Origin of the sequence: Erythrobacter sp. HI0063 (genome assembly GCF_001635685.1) — a bacterium.
Taxonomy (GTDB): domain Bacteria; phylum Pseudomonadota; class Alphaproteobacteria; order Sphingomonadales; family Sphingomonadaceae; genus Qipengyuania.
This window is the reverse complement of the sequence record NZ_LWFF01000093.1, coordinates 1-440: the sequence shown is the minus strand read 5'-3', so window position 1 is coordinate 440 and position 440 is coordinate 1. Positions and strand designations below refer to the sequence as shown.

Sequence of the window (440 nt, the reverse complement as noted above, 5' to 3'; positions counted from 1 at the left end):
GCCGCTCTGACCGAATGCCAGACGATCGGCGATCTGGCGCAGATAGCGTTGCTGTTCGCTCGGACTCAGAGTTGTGAAAACGGAATCGAGACGTGCCACCTTGGCCACGATGATGGCGAGTTGCGGTGCGACGGCATCGCCTCCCAAATCCCGATGCAGAGCCACGAAATTCGGCAAATTGCTGCGCGGCTCGATCAGCAGATGGCGACGCTTGTACCGTGCGAGAGCTCTTAGCCCTCCATAGATCGCCAGAAGGGCGACGGGATCCGAGAATTCGGCACGAACTCCGAACTTGGCGGCCACAACGATGGCGACCAAGATTATGAGTACGATACCGACATAGGCCTGCATGCGACCAAACGAACGAAGACGGCTGAGAGCGCTCGCAAGCAGCAGGGAAAAGATCGCAATCACAAGGACATGCCATCGGATGATCGCGC

General features: G+C 58.2%; 1 protein-coding gene. It reads right to left on the bottom strand.

What is annotated here, in order from left to right; all coding sequences use genetic code 11:
* On the bottom strand, positions 1-414 hold a 414-nt coding region (locus tag A3736_RS04245), incomplete at its 3' end, for a hypothetical protein (RefSeq protein WP_197465482.1).
* Positions 415-440: the final 26 nt, after the last annotated feature.